17 protein-coding genes are annotated in these 15,607 nt (G+C 68.5%); 2 read left to right on the top strand and 15 right to left on the bottom strand.

Annotated elements, in window-relative coordinates:
- Positions 1–5: 5 nt before the first annotated feature.
- Positions 6–1,481, bottom strand: coding sequence for an amidophosphoribosyltransferase (gene purF, locus J2W78_RS09615; RefSeq protein ID WP_253370066.1), 1,476 nt, complete (start codon positions 1,479–1,481; stop codon positions 6–8).
- A gap of 419 nt (positions 1,482–1,900) precedes the next feature.
- Complete coding sequence (locus tag J2W78_RS09610) at positions 1,901–2,494, bottom strand: CvpA family protein (RefSeq protein WP_253370064.1); 594 nt, start codon at positions 2,492–2,494, stop codon at positions 1,901–1,903.
- Between the two features lie 371 nt (positions 2,495–2,865).
- Here J2W78_RS09610 and J2W78_RS09605 point away from each other — a divergent pair, with 371 nt between their 5' ends.
- Positions 2,866–3,984: an MBL fold metallo-hydrolase gene (locus tag J2W78_RS09605; protein WP_253370063.1), complete on the top strand. Its 1,119-nt coding sequence runs from the start codon at positions 2,866–2,868 to the stop codon at positions 3,982–3,984.
- The gene (locus J2W78_RS09600) at positions 3,977–4,597 is read left to right on the top strand and encodes an SCO family protein (protein WP_253370061.1); all 621 of its coding nucleotides are present in this window, start codon (positions 3,977–3,979) and stop codon (positions 4,595–4,597) included. Before J2W78_RS09605 ends, J2W78_RS09600 begins: the two co-directional genes overlap by 8 nt.
- A 28-nt stretch (positions 4,598–4,625) precedes the next feature.
- On the opposite strand, the gene radA is transcribed toward J2W78_RS09600, so the two are convergent.
- From radA to J2W78_RS09535, 13 genes are all read right to left on the bottom strand, one after another.
- On the bottom strand, positions 4,626–6,056 hold the full coding sequence (gene radA, locus J2W78_RS09595; protein ID WP_253370060.1) for a DNA repair protein RadA: 1,431 nt from the start codon (positions 6,054–6,056) through the stop codon (positions 4,626–4,628).
- A gap of 46 nt (positions 6,057–6,102) precedes the next feature.
- Positions 6,103–7,224: an alanine racemase gene (alr, locus tag J2W78_RS09590; RefSeq protein ID WP_253455098.1), complete on the bottom strand. Its 1,122-nt coding sequence runs from the start codon at positions 7,222–7,224 to the stop codon at positions 6,103–6,105.
- A 64-nt stretch (positions 7,225–7,288) separates the two neighbouring features.
- Positions 7,289–8,776 carry a replicative DNA helicase gene (locus J2W78_RS09585; protein WP_056201164.1) on the bottom strand — a complete coding sequence of 496 codons (1,488 nt, stop codon included), beginning with the start codon at positions 8,774–8,776 and terminating at the stop codon, positions 7,289–7,291.
- A gap of 367 nt (positions 8,777–9,143) precedes the next feature.
- Positions 9,144–9,716, bottom strand: a complete 573-nt coding sequence (gene rplI, locus J2W78_RS09580; RefSeq protein WP_004446280.1) for a 50S ribosomal protein L9 — start codon at positions 9,714–9,716, stop codon at positions 9,144–9,146.
- 37 nt (positions 9,717–9,753) lie between these two features.
- Complete coding sequence (locus J2W78_RS09575) at positions 9,754–10,791, bottom strand: DUF2232 domain-containing protein (protein ID WP_253370057.1); 1,038 nt, start codon at positions 10,789–10,791, stop codon at positions 9,754–9,756.
- Between the two features lie 136 nt (positions 10,792–10,927).
- A complete protein-coding gene (gene rpsR / locus J2W78_RS09570; protein ID WP_004446294.1) occupies positions 10,928–11,182 on the bottom strand; it encodes a 30S ribosomal protein S18 in 255 nt (84 codons plus the stop codon).
- 2 nt (positions 11,183–11,184) lie between these two features.
- Entirely contained in the window at positions 11,185–11,640 is a 456-nt protein-coding gene (gene rpsF, locus J2W78_RS09565; protein WP_253370055.1) for a 30S ribosomal protein S6, read from the bottom strand.
- Positions 11,641–11,884: 244 nt separating this feature from the next.
- Complete coding sequence (locus tag J2W78_RS09560) at positions 11,885–12,379, bottom strand: AAC(3)-I family aminoglycoside N-acetyltransferase (RefSeq protein WP_253370052.1); 495 nt, start codon at positions 12,377–12,379, stop codon at positions 11,885–11,887.
- Positions 12,380–12,388: 9 nt separating this feature from the next.
- The gene (locus J2W78_RS09555; RefSeq protein ID WP_135299226.1) at positions 12,389–12,763 is read right to left on the bottom strand and encodes a PH domain-containing protein; all 375 of its coding nucleotides are present in this window, start codon (positions 12,761–12,763) and stop codon (positions 12,389–12,391) included.
- A 72-nt stretch (positions 12,764–12,835) separates the two neighbouring features.
- Positions 12,836–13,162: a hypothetical protein gene (locus J2W78_RS09550; RefSeq protein WP_253370050.1), complete on the bottom strand. Its 327-nt coding sequence runs from the start codon at positions 13,160–13,162 to the stop codon at positions 12,836–12,838.
- Positions 13,163–13,564: 402 nt separating this feature from the next.
- The gene (locus tag J2W78_RS09545; RefSeq protein ID WP_253370048.1) at positions 13,565–13,945 is read right to left on the bottom strand and encodes a DUF6481 family protein; all 381 of its coding nucleotides are present in this window, start codon (positions 13,943–13,945) and stop codon (positions 13,565–13,567) included.
- A gap of 219 nt (positions 13,946–14,164) precedes the next feature.
- Positions 14,165–14,374, bottom strand: a complete 210-nt coding sequence (locus tag J2W78_RS09540) for a cold-shock protein (RefSeq protein ID WP_253374008.1) — start codon at positions 14,372–14,374, stop codon at positions 14,165–14,167.
- Between the two features lie 594 nt (positions 14,375–14,968).
- Positions 14,969–15,229 carry a hypothetical protein gene (locus tag J2W78_RS09535; protein ID WP_253370046.1) on the bottom strand — a complete coding sequence of 87 codons (261 nt, stop codon included), beginning with the start codon at positions 15,227–15,229 and terminating at the stop codon, positions 14,969–14,971.
- Between the last annotated feature and the right edge of the window lie 378 nt (positions 15,230–15,607).

Raw genomic sequence — 15,607 nt, 5'->3', positions numbered from 1 at the left:
CGGCTTCAGTCCGCCTCGGCCAGCATCGCGAAGCGCTTGGGCCCGGCAATCGCCAGATCCGTCAGGCCGGTCGGATAGTCACCGGTGAAGCAGTGGTCGGTGTATTGCGGGCAGGCGGCGTTCCGCTCGGTCTCGCCCATCGCCCGGTAGAGGCCGGGGATCGACAGGAAGGCCAGGGAATCCGCGCCGATGTACTTCCGCATCCCCTCAAGGTCGTGGGTGGCGGCCAGGAGCTTCTCGCGCTCGGGCGTGTCGATGCCGTAGAAGTCAGGGTACGTGATCGGCGGCGAGGCGATGCGGAAATGCACCTCGCGGGCGCCGGCGTCCCGCATCATCCGCACGATCTTCACGGAGGTGGTGCCGCGTACGAGGCTGTCGTCGACGAGCACGATGCGCTTGCCCTCGACCGCGGCGCGGTTGGCCGAATGCTTCATCCGCACGCCGAGTTCGCGCACGGTCTGGGTCGGCTGGATGAAGGTGCGCCCGACATAGTGGTTGCGGATGATGCCCATCTCGAAGGGCAGGCCGGCCTCCTGCGCGAAGCCCAGAGCCGCCGGCACGCCGGAATCCGGCACCGGGATCACCACGTCGGCCTCGGGGGCTGCCTCGCGGGCGAGTTCCTGGCCGATGGCCTTGCGCACGCCGTAGACGCTCTTGCCGTTCACCACCGAGTCGGGGCGGGCGAAGTAGATGTACTCGAAGATGCAGGGGCGCATCGGCTGCTTCTCGGCAAAGCGGATCGACTCGACGCCGTCCTCCGAGATCACCACCACCTCGCCGTTCTCGACGTCGCGGATGAAGCGGGCGCCGATGATGTCGAGCGCGCAGGATTCGGAGGCGAGGATGTAGCGGCCGTCGAGTTCGCCGAGCACCAGCGGACGGATGCCCAGCGGGTCACGGGCGCCGATCAGCTTCTTGTTGGTGAGCGCGACGATGGCGTAGGCGCCCTGGATCTGCTGCAGCGCGTCGATGAAGCGCTCGACGATGCGCGGTTTGCGCGAGCGGGCGGCCAAGTGGAGGATCACCTCGGTGTCCGAGGTCGATTGCGTGATGGCGCCGTCGCGCACGAGGTCGCGGCGGATCGACAGCGCGTTGGTGAGGTTGCCGTTATGGGCCACGGCGAGCCCGCCGCCGGCGAGTTCGGCAAACAGCGGCTGGACGTTGCGGAGAATCGTGCCGCCGGTGGTCGAGTAGCGCACGTGGCCGATGGCCGAGCGGCCGGCGAGTCGCTCGATCGTGGCGCGGTCGGAGAAGGAATCGCCGACGAGGCCCTGGCGGCGTTCGGAGTGGAACACGCCCTCGTCGTAGGAGACGATGCCGGCCGCTTCCTGGCCGCGATGCTGCAAGGCGTGCAGGCCGAGCGCGGTGATGGCCGAGGCGTCGTCGTGCCCGTAGATGCCGAAGACGCCGCATTCCTCGCGAAGCGTATCCCCGTCGATGTCCAGGTTGCGGACATCGGCGCTCGCGCTGACAACAGACATGTCGATCTCGAATCCTGGAGGCGCGCAGGGCGCGGGCCTCGCATCCGGCACGGCGGGAAACGGCCGGAGACGCTTCCGCTCGCGACCTCTGCCGCGAGGGGTTACGCCGGGACCGTCGTGAAACCGTTACCTAGGCCCGGATCGCGTCGCAACCAAGACCGATTCCAGCATATCGCGCGCAACGCGGCTGCGTTGCTGGCGCAGGACAATCGCTCGACAGCGATCGCCCTGATTCTGTTGCTGGCCTTGGTCGCCGACGCCCGCCTCTGCGGAAACTCTCGGCTCCTTGGGCTTTCGCTCCGCTCGATGCTTTCCGGGGTTGCACCCTGAAAAGCCCACTCCGCGCGCCGCGAAGCCGCTCAAGCGCTGGCCCTGATCACTGGTGAAACGCAGATTTCGGATTTGAGGCGCGGTTTTCCTCAGCGCTTCGGCTCGGACCCGGCCTCGCTGCGGCGCTGGGCGGGGAGATCGGTCTCCGGCGGCGGCTCCTCCGGCCCGTCGCCCTTCGGCTTGCGGAACTGCTTGAGGAAGCCCTCCGGATTGTCGGGCAACTGCGCCACCAGCGCCTCGCCCGAGCTTTCGAGCAGCGACCGGCTCTTGGCCTGGGCCGCCCAGTCCGGAACCTTGCCCTGGACGAGCCAAGCCAGGAACACCCAGCCGATCACGCAGATCAGGAAGCCGCGGCCCGCCCCGAACAGGAAGCCGAGCGAGCGGTCGACGGCGCCGATGCGCGAGTCGAGCACGAGGTCGGAGATCTTCACCGTCACCAGCGAGACCACGATCAGGGTGGCGAGGAAAATCGAGGCGATGGAGGCGACGAGCGCGACCGTGTCGCTGGAGATGTGCTGCTTGACGGTGGGCAGGAGCAGCGGGTGGAGCGACCACGCCACCGCGGCGGCGGCCACCCAGGCGATGATCGCGAGCACCTCGCGGGTCACGCCGCGCACGGCGGCGAGCAGCGCCGAGACGAGCACGATGCCGAGCACCACGAGGTCGAGGACGGAAAACGGCATCGCAGGATATGGTTCGCTGGGGCGGGACGGGGCAGCCTTGCCCGGACGACGACGGCTCCCCCGGGCCGCGCGTCCGCTCTGGTCTTTAACCATATACCCCGGCGAACCTCGGCCGTCACCTTCGGGCCGCGCTCCGTACGAGCGCCGCCGACATTGCCGCATGTCCGACTCGGCAGAGGGGCAAGCTTCTTCCGGGATCGAGCGTCCCGACGCCGATCCGATCCGCCGCGGAGGCCGGCGACGAGAGCGAAATCCCTCGCGGCCGCAGTGGCGCACGCGGAATGTTTCGCGACTGCTCCGAAAGAGGAAAACATCTTCCGAGCGATCTCGGCTATAACCGGGGTATTCAATATACGGACGGGGTGCGCGGGATGGCCGGGACGATCGACAGGCGCGGTTTCCTCCGGGGATCGGCAGTCTTCGCGGCCGGTGCCGCCGCCGGGTTCTCCTGTATCGAGATCGCGAATGCCGCGCCGATCGCGGTGCCGACGGTCGACCGGTTGTCCCTGCGCGTCCTGATCGATTCGGCCCACGACCAGTTCCTGAAGCCCGCGACCGTACAGGGCGTGCTGCATCAGCCGCCGGGCAACGGGCGCGGCAGCGATTACCGCAAGGTGCTGCACAATCAGTGGGGCCTGTCCCTCTTCGCCGAATCCTGGCGGGCGGAGGAGGCGCGCACGATCCTGCTCGATTTCGGCTACAGCCCCGAGGCCCTGCTCAACAACATCGAGATCCTGAAGGTCGACCCTACCAAGATCGATGCGCTGATCGTCAGCCACGGCCATCACGACCATTACGGCGGCCTGACCGGGTTCCTCGACAAGTACCGGAGCGCGCTCGCGCCCGACCTGAAGCTCTATGCCGGCGGCGAGGACAATTTCTGCCACCGCCACAGCCCGAGCGGCGTCCCCGGCCAGTTCACCGATTTCGGCCAGCTCGACCGGCGCGAGCTGACGGCGCAGAAGATCTCGACCGTGCTGTGCGAGACGCCCACCGTGGTCGCCGGCCACGCCTTCACCACCGGGCAGATTAAGCGCGCCTCCATCGAGCGCATCCTGCCCAACACCTTCGTCGAGCGCGGCATCACCGACGGGCTGGGCTGCGATGCCAGCCACTATTCGCCCGCCGAACTCCAGGGAAAGATCATCCCCGACGAGCACGTCCACGAGCACGCCACCTGCTTCAACGTGCGGGGCAAGGGCCTCGTGGTGATCTCGTCCTGCGGCCATGTCGGCATCATCAACTCCGTGCGGCAGGCGCAGGAGGTCTCCGGCATCGAACGCGTCCACGCCATCGTCGGCGGTTTCCATCTCGGACCCGCGCCGAAGGACTACCTGACCCAGGTCGTGGCCGAGATCAAAAAGCTCCAACCCGACGTCGTCGTGCCGATGCATTGCAGCGGCCTGAACTTCGCCCTCGAGGCGCAGGCGCAGATGCCGGACAACGTCATCGTCCCGACGACCGGCAGTCGGCTCGTCTTCAGTGCGTAATCGGACGCTCGCGGCCGGACTGCTCTGCCTGCTCGCGGCCTTGGACCCTGCGCGCGGCGAGACCCCGCCGCGCCGCTCGGCCGCCGAGCTGATGGACGTGCTGATGTGGAACCGCGAGCCGGTCGGCGGCCCGTTCGCGCTGATCGATCAGGCGGGGCGGCCGCGGACGGAGGCCGATTTCCACGGCCGGCTCCTTCTCATCTATTTCGGCTTCACCGCCTGCCCGGATGTCTGCCCCACGGACTTGATGGAGATCGGCCGGGCGCTGACGCTGCTGGGCGAGGCCGGCGACGCCGTCCAGCCGCTCTTCATCACGCTCGACCCCGAGCACGATACCGCCGCACTGCTGGCGGACTACGTGCCGAACTTCCACCCGCGTCTGGTCGGCCTGACCGGCAGCGAGGCGGCGGTTCGCCGGGCCGCCGAGGCCTACAAGGTCTATTACGCGCGGATTGCAGGGTCCGACGGCGGCCGCGCCATCGAACATTCCGCCTTCGTCTACCTGATGGATCGGTCGGGCGCCTATCTCGGCTTCTTCCCGCCCGGCACCTCGGCCGAGCGGATGCTGACGATCCTGCGGCCGCATCTCGCCGCACGGCCCGCGCCCGAATAGGACGCCCTCTGATCCGGTCGGGCCCGCGCTACATCTCTTCCTCGAACCGCACGGCCCGGGGCCGCCCCCCGCTCTTGCGCGGCGCGCCCGAGGCGATGCCGGCCACGAGGTCGGCGATGTGGCGCAACGCGTCCGTCGGCAGGGCACGGTCGCCCGTCTCGCCCCGGCCCTGCGGCGTGATCGCCTTACCGAAGCCGAGCTTCAACGCCTCCTTCAACCGGGCCGGCGCCTGCGAGACCGGCCGCACCGCGCCCGACAGGCCGAGTTCGCCGAAATAGACCGAGTCGGAGGGCAAAGCCGCGCCCGAGAGCGAGGAGACGAGCGCGGCGGCCACCGCGAGATCCGCGGCGGGTTCGGTGATGCGCAGGCCCCCGGCGACGTTGAGGTAGACGTCGTGCCCTCCGAGCCGGATGCCGCCATGGGCCTCCAGCACGGCGAGCACCATCGACAGGCGGTTGGGATCCCAGCCCACCACGGCGCGGCGCGGCATGCCGAGCGAGGAGGGGGCGACGAGCGCCTGGATCTCGACCAGCAGCGGGCGCGTGCCCTCCATTCCGGCAAAGACGGCGGTGCCGGGTGCTGCGTGGTCGCGCCCGGCCAGGAACAGGGCGGAGGGGTTGGGCACCTCGGCGAGCCCGGCATCGGTCATCTCGAACACGCCGATCTCGTCGGTCGGCCCGAAGCGGTTCTTCACGGCGCGCAGGATGCGGAAATGGTGGCCCTGGTCGCCCTCGAACGAGGCGACCGCATCGACCATGTGCTCGACCACGCGCGGGCCCGCGATCTGCCCGTCCTTGGTGACGTGGCCGACGAGGATGACGGCCGTGCCCGTGGTCTTGGCGAATCGGATCAGGGCCTGGGCGGAGGAGCGCACCTGGGTGACGGTGCCGGGCGCCGATTCCACCGTCTCGGTCCACATGGTCTGGATCGAGTCGATGATGACGAGCGCCGGCGGGTGGCCCTGCGACAGCGTCTCGACGATGTCCTCGACATTCGTTTGCGCGGCCAACTCCACCGGGTGCCCCGCCAGCCCGAGGCGCTCGGCGCGCAGGCGCACCTGCCCCACCGCCTCCTCGCCGGAGATGTAGGCGACGCGTTCCCCGCTCTTGGCCATGGCGGCGGAGGCCTGCATCAGCAGCGTCGACTTGCCGATGCCGGGATCGCCGCCGAGCAGGATCACCGAGCCGCGCACGAAGCCGCCGCCGGTGACGCGGTCGAGTTCGTTGATGCCGGACGGCGTGCGTGGCGCCTCCTTGGCCTCGCCGGTCAGGCCTTCGAGGGGGAAGACGCGGCCGCGCGCCCGCGAGGGCCGGGTCGCCGCCGGGCCCGATTGCGGACCGGTGGAGGCGACCTCCTCCTGGATCGTGTTCCAGCCGTTGCAGGCCTCGCAGCGCCCGCGCCAGCGGTTGTAGACCGCCCCGCAGGACTGGCAGACGAAGGTCTGTTGGATCTTGGCCATTCGGGGAGGGGGTGTCTGTGAAGGAGACCGGCGGGACGGCTGTTCGTCACTCTACATAAGAGCGAACATAACGGGAACCCAGCCCCGTCAGGATCTCGTAGCCGATGGTGCCGGCGGCGTGGCCCACCGTGTCGATGTCGAGCCTATCGCCGATCAGCGTGGCTTTGCCGCCGCGCCGGGCCTGCGGTGCGTCGGTGACGTCGAGGATGATGAGGTCCATCGAGATCAGGCCGACGATCGGGCAGGGCACGCCGCCGACCAGCGCGTGGCCGCGATTGCTGGCCGAGCGGGGATAACCGTCGGCATAGCCGAGCGAGAGTGTGGCCAGCCGGCGCGGGGCAGGGGCCTGCCAGCGTCCGTTGTAGCCGCAGGTCGCGCCGGCCTCGACGTCGCGGACCTGCAGGATCGTCGCCTCCAGCCGCACCACCGGCCGCATCGGATTGGGTTGGCCCGGCTCCGGATTGCCGCCGAAGAGCGAATAGCCCGGCCGCAGCAGGTCGTGGCGGGCGTCGTCCGCGAGGCAGGTGCCCGAGGAATTGGCGAGCGAGGCGCGCATCTGCGGAAAGGCCGCCCTCACCGAAGCGAAATCGGCGGCTTGGCGCGCGTTGAGCGGATCGCCGGGCAGTTCCGCGCTGACGAGATGGCTCATCACGAGGTCGATGCCGGCCCGCGCGATCACCGGATCGCCGGCCAGCGCCAGAGCCTCCGCCACGGAGAGGCCGAGCCGGTTCATGCCGGTATCGATATGGAGCGCGGCCGGCCACACGCCCTGCGTGGCCTCGGCCCACTCGGCGAGTTCTTGCACGTCTCCCAGGACCGGGCGCAGGCGGTGGGCGCAGAACCTCTCCGCGCTGCCGGGCGGCAGACCGTTGAGCACGTAGAGCGCGGCGTCCGGCAGCGCGGCGCGCGCGGCGATCCCCTCGGAGAGATGCGCCACGAAGAACGTCCGGCAGCCCGCCCGCCACAGGGCGGGTGCGACCGCCGAGAGCCCGCAGCCATAGGCATCCGCCTTCACCACGGCACCGCACTCGGCCCGCGGTGCGCAGGCCGCAAGCGTCCGCCAGTTCGCCACCACGGCCGAGAGATCGACCGTCAGGCGGGCGCCGTGGTCGCTCGGGAATGGATCGCCCGTGGTCGGGTTTTCCGGGAGGGATTCTAGGGGCGCTATGACAGACTCCTGCGGGGAACGCCCCGGCGGAGACGGGACCGGACCGTCGATCCGGCCACCGATATCACATCTGCTCCGGCATCCGGTCGCTCTGCGCCAGGTTCGAGAACCGGGTGATGTTGGCGTCGAACTGCAACTCCACCGTGCCGGTCGGGCCGTGGCGCTGCTTGCCCAGGATGACTTCGGCCTTGCCGTGGACGCGCTGCATCTCGGCCTCCCAGGCGAAGAACTCCTCCGTGCCCTCGCGCGGCTTCTTGTTGCCGACGTAATACTCCTCGCGGAACACGAACATCACCACGTCGGCGTCCTGCTCGATCGAGCCGGATTCGCGCAGGTCGGAGAGCTGGGGCCGCTTGTCGTCGCGGTTCTCGACCTGACGCGAGAGCTGCGACAGGCCGATGATCGGCACCGCCAGCTCCTTGGCCAGAGCCTTCATGCCGGTGGTGATCTCGGTCATCTCCTGCACGCGGTTGTCGCTCTTCTTGCCGGAGCCGGAGAGGAGCTGGAGATAGTCGATGATGAGGAGGTCGAGGCCCTTCTGGCGCTTGAGGCGGCGCGCGCGGGCGGCGAGCTGGGCGATCGAGATGCCGCCGGTCTGGTCGATGTAGAACGGGATCGTCTGCATGTCCCGGGCGGCGTCGGTGATCTTGTAGAAGTCCTCCGGGCGGATGTCGCCGCGGCGGATCTTGTAGGACGGCACGCCGGACTGCTCGGCGATGATACGGGTCGCCAATTGCTCGGCCGACATTTCGAGCGAGAAGAAGCCGACGATGCCGCCGTTGACGGTCTGCATGGTGCCGTCGGGCTGCTTCTCGCCGCGATAGGCCTTGGCGATGTTGAAGGCGATGTTGGTCACGAGCGAGGTCTTGCCCATGGCCGGGCGCCCCGCGAGGATGATGAGGTCGGAGGGCTGCAGCCCGCCCATCTTGGCGTCGAGGTCGGTGAGCCCCGTGGAGATGCCCGAGAGCTTGCCGTCGCGCTGGTAGGCTTTGGCCGCCATGTCGATGGCCGCGGTCAGCGCGTCGGAGAATTTCTGGAAGCCGCCGTCGTACTTGCCGGATTCGGCCAGCTCGTAGAGCCGGCGCTCGGTCGCCTCGATCTGGTCGCGGGGCCTCGACTCGACGGGCGCCTCGTAGGCGCCGTTGACCAGATCCTCGCCGATGGTGATGAGGCGGCGGCGGATCGCCAGATCGTAGATGGTGCGGCCGTACTCGCCCGCGTTGATGACGGTGGTCGCCTCGGCCGCCAGCCGCGCGAGGTACTGCATCGGCGTGACGCCGCCGAGGTCGATGTCGCCGAGATAGGTCTTGAGCGTGATCGGCGTGGCGAGCTTGCCCGCCTTGATCAGCGAGACCGAGACCTCGAAGATCTGGCGGTGCACCGCCTCCATGAAGTGCTCGGGCAGCAGGAAGTCCGAGACACGGTAATAGGCGTCGTTGTTGACCATGATCGCGCCGAGCAGGGCCTGCTCCGCGTCGATGTTGTGCGGCGGCACCCGGTATTCGGGCTGCACCGTCTCGAGATTGGCCGTGAGGGCGTTGGGCAGGGCCATGGCGCTTGTCCGTCGCTCCGATGCGGGCGGGCTGGCCGCCCCGTTTCATGCCCGCCGGACCTTGCCTCGGGATGGTGAAGCCTTCCTTAGCCGACCTCACCGGAGGCGGCTGCGACGCTCATGCCACGGGTGCCGAAACGCGAGACGCCCGCGGCTCCCGGCAACGGGAATCGCGGGCGTCATGCTGGAACGAATTGAGAACAAGTCAACGCCGGAGGCCGGCGCATCCCCGTTCTCCACCGCTTATGCGGCTGTCAGGGGGTTCGAAAGGGTAAGCCCTTTCGCGGGTCCAGGGCGGAGCCTTGGAAGAGATCGGGGCGCTGCCCCGATCCCCCGGCGAAGGGATGATCCCTTCGCAATCCCGGACTTAGCCGCGGTCGTCGGCGCCCTCGCCGGCATCGGCGAGCGCCTGGCCGACTTCGAGGCCGAGGTCGTCGAGGTTGAACTGCTCGCGCTCGGTCACCGACTCGCCGCGGGCCTGACGCTCGGCCTCTTCCGGCGAACGGGCGATGTTGACGGTCACCTTCACCTCGACCTCGGGGTGGAGCGTCACCGGCACGGTGTGCAGGCCCAGCGTCTTGATCGGCTGGTTGAGCACGAACTGGCCGCGCTCGACGCTGAAGCCCTCCTTGGTGACGACCTCGGCGAGGTCGCGGGTCGAGACCGAGCCGTAGAGCACACCGGTCTCGCCGGACTGGCGGATCAGCACGAAGCTCTGGCCGTCGAGCTTCTCGGCCACCGTCTGGGCCTCGTTGCGGCGCTCGAGGTTGCGGGCTTCGAGCTGGGCGCGCTGGGCCTCGAAATGCTTCTTGTTGTTCTCGGTGGCGCGCAGGGCCTTGCCGCGGGCGAGCAGGAAGTTGCGGGCGTAGCCGGGACGCACGTTCACGGTCTCGCCCATCTGGCCGAGCTTAGCGACGCGTTCGAGCAGGATGACTTCCATGGGGCTTCTCCTTGAGGTTGCTTGGAAGCGGGTACGATCAGGCGTCGCCGCGAGCTTTCGGGCGGCGCCGGTCGAGGGCGGTATCGGCAATGCCGAACAGGATCAGGGCGAGCATGGCCACCCCTTGCGTGAGGAACAGCAGAACGTAGAGGCCGGCGAGCAGGGCGAAACGCCCCGGCCGGCCGCGGCTGCGGTCATGGAAGGCGGCGAGCCCCTGGAGCGCGAAGGCCGCACTGAACGCGCCGATCAGGGCGATGCCGAGCGCGCCGGGATAGCCGGGCACCATCGCCAGCGTCAGGGCGGCGGCGAAGACCAGCAGCGTGGACCGCGGCATCATCGTGGAGGGGAGGTCGGGCCAGGGCCGGAGCAGGCGCCCCGAGATCTGCACGATGCGGGCGGCGGCCCAGAGGTAGAAGGTGAACAGGATCGTGAGACCCTGGGCGGCGATCGCGGGCGCGACAGTCGCCAGCGCGTCGGCGACCTCGCTGGCGAGGTCGTCGGCCTTCTGCGGCTCGTCGGTCGGCGCACCAGCCTGCGGCGACGCGTCGGCGGGCTCAGCGTTCCCGGCCGGGGTCTCGTTCGCGGTGCCGCTCGGGGGAGGGGCGGGAATCCGGCCGCGCTGCACCTGAACCTGCACGATCCGGCGGCTCATCGTGGTGAGCTGCGTGCGAAAGGTGTCGTAGTCGGGCGAGGCGATGACGGCGATGGCGATGAAGGCGAGCGCTGCGGTGCCGGCGACCCAGGCGAGCAGGCGCCCGGTGGGATACCACTCGATCGTGCCGTCCGCGTTCGGCCGGCCGAGCAGGGCGAGATAGGCGAGCCACCACGCGGGGATGGCGAGGTAGGCCGCGAAGGCAAGGCCGAGATAGGGCGAGATGAAGAGCGCGAGCGCCAACCCACCCGCAACGACGGCGGCGAGCGCCGCACGATGGCTCCAGCCCAGGCCGACGATGAGGATCGGCAGCGGGGCGAGCAGGTAGAGAAGGATCGAGAGCGTCGTGGCCTTGAGCAGCACGCCGAACAGCAGCGCCGCCACGAGGCCGGCACCGGCGCCGACGGGAATGTCCTTGGTCATAAGGTCCGCTGTCCCGCTGTCCCGTGATGGGCAGGGTTAGGGGCTAAGAAACGAGGCCCCAACGATCGGACGGCCCCTTTTCGGAAAGGCCGCCCTCACGGTGATGGCCGGCCCCCGTGAGGGCCGGCAGAAAACCCTACTTGATGACGTAGGGCAGCAGGCCGAGGAAGCGCGAGCGCTTGATCGCCTGGGCAAGCTCGCGCTGCTTCTTGGCCGAAACCGCCGTGATGCGCGAGGGAACGATCTTGCCGCGCTCCGAGACGTAGCGGGAGAGCAGCTTCACGTCCTTGTAGTCGATCTTGGGAGCGTTCTCGCCCGAGAACGGGCAGCTCTTGCGACGACGGAAGAACGGACGACGGCCACCGCCGCCACCACCAGCACCGAATGCCATGATCAGTTCTCCCCGCCGAAGTTGCGCTCGGGACGGTCGCCGCGGTCGCCGCGATCACTACGGTCGCCGCCACCGAAGTCGTCGTCGCGGCGGCGCGGACGGTCACCGCGGTCGCGGTCCTTCCGGTCGTCGCGGTCGCGCTTCTGCATCATCGCGGAAGGCTCGGCCTCCAGCTGCTCGACGCGGACGGTCATGAAGCGCAGCACGTCCTCGGAGATCTGCATCTGGCGCTCCATCTCGGCCAGGGCGGCCGGGGGGGCGGAGATGTTGAGGAGCGTGAAATGCGCCTTGCGGTTCTTCTTGATACGGTAGGCGAGGGACTTGACGCCCCAGGACTCGATCTTCTCGATCGTGCCGCCACCCGTCTCGATGACGCCCTTGTAGGTCTCGACCATGGTCTCGACCTGCTGGGCCGTCACGTCCTGGCGCGCCAGGAAGACGTGCTCGTAGAGAGGCATTCTTGGGCCTTTCCTTGCCATAAGGAAGCCCGCCCGCGCGTCGCGGGTTGTCGGGCCGGTTCATCCCGCATTCTCTCGGCGCCAAGCCCTTCGAGCCGTGATGATGGCCCGAGCGGTTGATCGAAGGCGGAGACACCGGACGACGGGATTTCTCGGAAGAACACCCTGTGCCGTAAACGGCACCGTCCGTTCAGCCCCCGGCCGGAGCGAACGCGAAGGCCGGGCCTTTAGAGGGATTTGCTCCCTATGGCAAGGGCAGGGGGCCGACGGGCAGGTCGAAATGCAGGACGTCCTCGCGGGTGCCGAGCCGGTCGTAGAGCGCGAGCGCCGGACCGTCGCCGGGATCGCCCTGGACGAAGACGACCCATGCGCCCCGGCGCGCGGCATGGGCCTGAAGCTGCCGGATCAGCGCCGTGGCGATGCCGCGGCGGCGGTGCTCGGCCTCGACGGCGAGATCGTAGAGGTAGATCTCGCGCCGTGCCTGCTCGAACTTGTCGAGTTCGTAGGCGACGAGGCCACCCAGAACGGTGCCGTCGCGCTCCGCCACCAGCACCGCGACATGCGCCTTGGCCAGCAGGTCCGCGAGGTAGGCGTCGTCCGGCGGCGTGGCGCCGTAGGTGTCGGGCTCGGCGAAGGCGCGTCCGAACAGGGCGTTGAGGGCGCGCATCGACGGGATATCGCCGGGGCCGAGGCGCCGGACCGTCAAGCCCGGCTCGGACCCATCCTTCCTCGAAGTCATGGCGGAGGCCTATTTCAGGGAGCCGGCGATGGCCTGCTGAATCCCCAAAATGTCGGCGCCGCGCTTGAGCGTACGCTGGATCGGGTCGGGCCGCCCCGAGACCCAGATCTTCAACTCCGAATCCATGTCGAAGCTGCCCGCGGTCTCCACCGAGAACGAGGTGATCGCGCGGTAGGGCACGGTCAGGTACTCGACCTTGCGGCCGGTCATGCCCTGGCGATCGACCAGGATCAGGCGGCGGTCGGTGAAGACCATCAGGTCGCGGATCACCTTGAAGGCGACGCGCACGCTCTCGCCCGGCGCCAGCACCCCGGCGAGCTGCCGGTCCACCTCGTCCGCGGAGAGGTCGCTGCCGTGCCCGAGCAGCCCGTCGAGTAAGCCCATCAAGCGTCTCCTGCTTTGATCTCCGGCAGGATGTGGGGACGGCCACGCTCGCGTGCGAGGGAAGTTTTGCGCTCAGCGATGGCGGCGCTTGCGCGGTTTCTGTCCCTTGTGCGGATGGGCCTTGCGCTGGGTCCGGTCCATGCAGCTCGCCCAGATGCGGCGGCCGATCTCGCGCAGGCCGAGATTGAGCGGGTCCGGGGCGGAGAAGACCTGCGCCCGCGCCTCGCTGCGGCAGAACGCGTCCTCCGCGCTGCGGATCGGCGGCTCGCTCTGCGCAGCGGCGGGCGACGGACCGAGGCCGGTTCCCATGCCGATGCCGAGAAGCGTGCCGAGAAGCAGGCCGGCCGCGGTCAGACCGCGCCGGGCCGGCAGACCGAAGTGGTTGCCCAGGACACGCAATGCTCGACCCTCCTTGTTCGGCCCCGGCGCTCGCTGCCGCGCGCATGTGCGGCGATCGAATCGCCTCTCGCAAACCGTCCGCCGCACCTTCGTCGCCGGGGCGAGAACGGTTCGCGACCGGGCTCTGTGTGCGGCACTCTAACGTCGTGGGAAACGGGCTTGCCAAGCCTTGTCGGTCGATTGCAGCCATCAACTGCGTCGTCTGCCCACAGAGAATGCCGCCTGTCGTCCGGCCGGGTGCCGTCGAGCGGTCTCACATCGCGTCATGACGCGGCGGAGGGGCAAAAGAAAACGCGCCGGGCTCGAAGCGTCCGGCGCGCGTGGTCGTGTCGAAAACGGCCGATCGGTTTGGCGGATCGGCTTTGCGGTGCTCCCGGAGGTCCGGGGGCGTCCGCGGGAGGCTCAGCGACGAATCTTGACGTTGGCCTTGCGGGCGGCATAGCGCGCGTCGCGGGCCGCCTTCTTCTCCGCGGCTTCGGCAGCCTTGCGCTCGGCAAGTGCGGCGGCCTCGGCGGCCTCGCGGGCGAGCTGAGCGGCGAGCTCGGCTTCCTCACGCAGGCGCTTCTCCTCCGCCGTCTTCCGCTCGGTCTCGATGCGGATGCGCTCGCGCTCGCGGGCGCGCTCGTCACGGGCGCGGGCGACCTCGGCACGCGCCTGGGCCTTCGCACGCATCTCCGGATCGTCGAGCGGTGTCCGGGCCTTGAACTTCTCGAGCAATGCCGCCTTGGCGGCCTGGGAGTTCTGACGGCGGTCTTCGAAATTCCTGAAGTCGAATGCGCTCATATGACCTTTCTCATGCATTGAAACGGCCGGATGCCGGATCAGTCACAGTCCGGGCAGCCTGGACTCGGATCGAGCCACTTATAGACCGGCGCAGTCGATGCACGAGTGCGCCGCAACACGCAACAGATGTCGCCCCTGTTCGGGGCGACTCCAGTAACATTTTCGGACCTGTTGCGGTATGGGATCAGGTTTTAGGGCAGGAACCCCAAGGGTCCAGCCTCAGCTGACCTGCAGGTTGACCGCGGCCGGCTTGCCGCTGCGGCGGTCGTTTTCGACGTCGAAGCTGACCTTCTGCCCCTCGACCAAGCCGCGCAGGCCCGCCTGCTGGACCGCAGAGATATGCACGAACACATCCTTGCCCCCGGTATCGGGCTGGATGAACCCGTAACCCTTGATCTCATCGAACCATTTCACGGTACCAGTCTGCATCCGGGTTCCTCCTCCGCTCACCGCGGCACCCCGTATGAAATGCGTCCCGCCCTCGGCCGAAAAGGCCGTCCCGTTCGTCGAAGCGAGCGAGGAAAAAAGCCGGCGCCGCGTCCCTTCCGGGGGCATCGAAGGCTTTGCCAAAGGCAGCCACCGATCGACGGTGCCGCCATGGTTAGATTCGATGCGGTAACCGTGCAAGCGGCGCAAAGGTTTCCGCCAAGCACTGCTCTTCACGCAAAGCGGACATTCGGGGCAAAAACTTAGCCATTTGGATCAAGTACGCTGGTCTTGCGCCGGGCGTGACCGATTTGCCTCCGCGTAACATTGTCGTGACGACAGCATTTGTTGAGAGATTGCCGCAAACGATCGCCGCTGCTGATTCGAGCCGTCGATCCGTACGGTCATTGTCGCCGCATCCCGAAGACGCGCGGCCGGCATGAAGTGATGTCCGGGGGGCGGGGAGGCGATGGGCGTGTTCTCGGGCACGAAAAAGGGCCGGTCGCCCGGCCCCATTCCGTCGTCTCATCAGAGTGACCCCATCCCGACCGCGGTCAATCGAGGCAGAACTCCTGAAGCTGAGGGGTTCGCCCCCGATCAGTAATCGTAGCCGCGACGGTCGTAACCACGGCGCTCGTACCGGTCGCGATCCCGGAAGCGCTGCTCGCGGTAATACCCGTCGCGGTCGCGCCTGCGCATCTCGCGGCTGTCGTCGCGATCGCGCTGCGCCCGGGACCGGAGATCGAGCCCCGGCCGTCCGTCCGGACCAATGGTGATCGACTGCGCGGAGGCCGGCACCGCGGCGATCATGGTCGCCGCGACGATTGTGCCGGCGAGCAGGGTCGTCATGGTCTTCATGAGGGATCGCTCCTTTGTTGGTTGAGACGACAATGCATCGTCCCCGGAGCGGTTCCAGTATCTTGCCATCGGCAGATCCATCGCATCTGGACTTTCCGGATGAGGAGAGGGTGCAATTCGCCGAACATCAATCTTCGCGTCCGGGCGTCTCCGGAGGCCGACATCGTCCTTCGATCGGTGGCGTTGCGGATTGGGATGTGGGCAAAATCCCCGGAGCGAAATCCGGGTCCTGTTCCTCCCAATACATTCATGGGAGCGAGCCCGTCGTGTCGATGACCCGTCTTCGGCCGGGCTTGCCCTCCGCTCACCCCATACGCCGTGGCGCGGCGATCCTCGACGACAGGCCGAGCCGGGAGGTTCCCGGCTTGACTCGGTCTC

The sequence above is a fragment of the Methylorubrum extorquens genome (assembly GCF_024169925.1).
In the GTDB taxonomy this organism is placed as follows: Bacteria; Pseudomonadota; Alphaproteobacteria; order Rhizobiales; family Beijerinckiaceae; genus Methylobacterium; species Methylobacterium extorquens_A.
Note: the sequence above shows the minus strand (reverse complement) of the source record. Positions and strands in the feature narration are given on the sequence as shown.

Excerpts from the sequence above, each read along its gene's own strand:
- purF (WP_253370066.1), bottom strand. The coding sequence starts at position 1,481 with ATGTCTGTTGTCAGCGCGAGCGCCGATGTCCGCAACCTGGACATCGAC.
- J2W78_RS09610 (WP_253370064.1), bottom strand. The coding sequence starts at position 2,494 with ATGCCGTTTTCCGTCCTCGACCTCGTGGTGCTCGGCATCGTGCTCGTC.
- J2W78_RS09605 (WP_253370063.1), top strand. The coding sequence starts at position 2,866 with ATGGCCGGGACGATCGACAGGCGCGGTTTCCTCCGGGGATCGGCAGTC.
- radA (WP_253370060.1), bottom strand. The coding sequence starts at position 6,056 with ATGGCCAAGATCCAACAGACCTTCGTCTGCCAGTCCTGCGGGGCGGTC.
- J2W78_RS09585 (WP_056201164.1), bottom strand. The coding sequence starts at position 8,776 with ATGGCCCTGCCCAACGCCCTCACGGCCAATCTCGAGACGGTGCAGCCC.
- rplI (WP_004446280.1), bottom strand. The coding sequence starts at position 9,716 with ATGGAAGTCATCCTGCTCGAACGCGTCGCTAAGCTCGGCCAGATGGGC.
- J2W78_RS09575 (WP_253370057.1), bottom strand. The coding sequence starts at position 10,791 with ATGACCAAGGACATTCCCGTCGGCGCCGGTGCCGGCCTCGTGGCGGCG.
- rpsR (WP_004446294.1), bottom strand. The coding sequence starts at position 11,182 with ATGGCATTCGGTGCTGGTGGTGGCGGCGGTGGCCGTCGTCCGTTCTTC.
- rpsF (WP_253370055.1), bottom strand. The coding sequence starts at position 11,640 with ATGCCTCTCTACGAGCACGTCTTCCTGGCGCGCCAGGACGTGACGGCC.
- J2W78_RS09560 (WP_253370052.1), bottom strand. The coding sequence starts at position 12,379 with ATGACTTCGAGGAAGGATGGGTCCGAGCCGGGCTTGACGGTCCGGCGC.
- J2W78_RS09555 (WP_135299226.1), bottom strand. The coding sequence starts at position 12,763 with ATGGGCTTACTCGACGGGCTGCTCGGGCACGGCAGCGACCTCTCCGCG.
- J2W78_RS09545 (WP_253370048.1), bottom strand. The coding sequence starts at position 13,945 with ATGAGCGCATTCGACTTCAGGAATTTCGAAGACCGCCGTCAGAACTCC.
- J2W78_RS09540 (WP_253374008.1), bottom strand. The coding sequence starts at position 14,374 with ATGCAGACTGGTACCGTGAAATGGTTCGATGAGATCAAGGGTTACGGG.
- J2W78_RS09535 (WP_253370046.1), bottom strand. The coding sequence starts at position 15,229 with ATGAAGACCATGACGACCCTGCTCGCCGGCACAATCGTCGCGGCGACC.